This window comes from Acinetobacter sp. 809848 (genome assembly GCF_000581275.1).
GTDB lineage: Bacteria > Pseudomonadota > Gammaproteobacteria > Pseudomonadales > Moraxellaceae > Acinetobacter > Acinetobacter pittii.
The window spans coordinates 1-1669 of the sequence record NZ_JEXG01000128.1; the positions used below are offsets into that span (position 1 = coordinate 1).

General features: G+C 40.6%; 2 protein-coding genes. Both read right to left on the reverse strand.

What is annotated here, in order from left to right; translation table 11 throughout:
* A partial coding sequence (locus J536_RS24270; RefSeq protein WP_050680472.1) for a hypothetical protein occupies positions 1–220 on the reverse strand: 220 nt, incomplete at its 3' end.
* Between the two features lie 146 nt (positions 221–366).
* Positions 367–1669: 2-oxo acid dehydrogenase subunit E2 (locus J536_RS24275; protein ID WP_032064262.1), on the reverse strand; the 1303-nt coding region annotated here is incomplete at its 5' end.

Consider the following 1669-nt stretch of genomic DNA (forward strand, 5'->3'; position numbering starts at 1 on the left):
ATTTAATTGGTTTTAAGTTAATAAATCCAAAATTATTAATACCAGTTACGTGCTGAGACTGAAATTCAAATGGCAAAATAAGCATTGCTACAAATACTTCCAAGCCCATTGCAACGTAAGTCATCCATTCCCAAGGAAAGTGTAAAACACTCACCCACAACCCCATTAATAAAAATACAATTAATAGAATCGGCACCATGATTTTTAAAAATCCTACCATTTATTCTTTCTCCTTTACCGACTAACGAGAAATTTCTCCTCTCTCGACACTTCATTTTTCGTCTTTAGATTAACTTAAAACCAATTAAATTAAATATCAAAATAAAACCCCGCCGAAGCGAGGTTTTAATGATTCATTTAAAAATATTAGATTAATAAAGTACGAATATCTTTAAGAAGTTTCGTAAGTTTATTTGTAAAGCGAGCTGCATCTGCACCATTAATTACACGGTGGTCATAAGACAATGACAACGGCAACATTAAGCGCGGATCAAAGTCTTTACCATTCCATACTGGCTGCATTGTTGCAGGTGAAATACCTAAAATTGCAACTTGTGGCCAGTTCACAAGAGGTGTAAATGCGGTACCACCAATTGCGCCCAAACTTGAAATGGTGAAATTCGCACCTTGTAAGTCTTTTGGTGTTAATTTCTTATCACGTGCTTTTTGACCTAACACACCCAATTCAACTGCAATTTGCTTAATTGATTTTTGGTCTGGGTTACGAAGTACTGGCACAGTTAAACCATCAGGTGTTGCTACCGCAATTCCCATATGGATTTCATTGCGCAAGAGCACTGATTTACCGTCATCAGATAGATGACCTGCAAACTCACGCTCTTCTTTTAACAAGTACGCAACCGCTTTGATAATGAATGCCATAATCGTCAGGCTAATACCTTCTTTTTTGAAGTTGCCTTTTAACTCATTACGCCAATCTTCCAACTCAGTAATGTCTGCCAAATCAAACTGGGTGACTTGCGGAATAAAGTTGTTCAACGACAATTGCGGAATTGATACTTGCTGCAAACGTGTCAGTACTTTTTCTTCTACGCCACCAAACGCAGTGAAGTCAGGAAGCTTTGGCAAACCCGAAACCGCTGGTGCAGCCGAAGCAACTGGTGCCGCTTGCGGTGCAGTTAAACGAGTCTTCACATACGCAAAGATATCTTCTTTAACAACACGGCCATGTTCACCAGAAGTTTTAACTTGAGATAAAACTACACCAAGTTCACGAGCAAGCTTACGCACAGCTGGGCCTGCATAAACTTTAGCGTTTTCGGCTTCTTGTTCTTTGGTTAATTTATCATTACCAGAAGAAGCAGGGGCAGATACTGCTTGAGTCGGAGCAGGAGTTGCCGCTTTAGGTGCTGCTGCCTGTGGAGCTGATTCTGCTTTCGCCGCTGGTGCAGCAGCAGGTGCTTGGCCTTCAGCTTCAATTGTTGCCAGTAATACACCTTGTGAAACTTGTTGGCCTGCTTGCAAGTGAATTGCTTTCACAACACCAGCAACAGTACTTGGAACTTCCACAGTTGCTTTATCTGACTCAACAACAACAAGGCTTTGGTCTACATCAACTTTGTCACCAACCTGAACCAAGATTTCAGCAACAACTGCTTTATCTACACCCAAATCAGGAACGTTAATATCAACCAGTCCAGATTGAGTA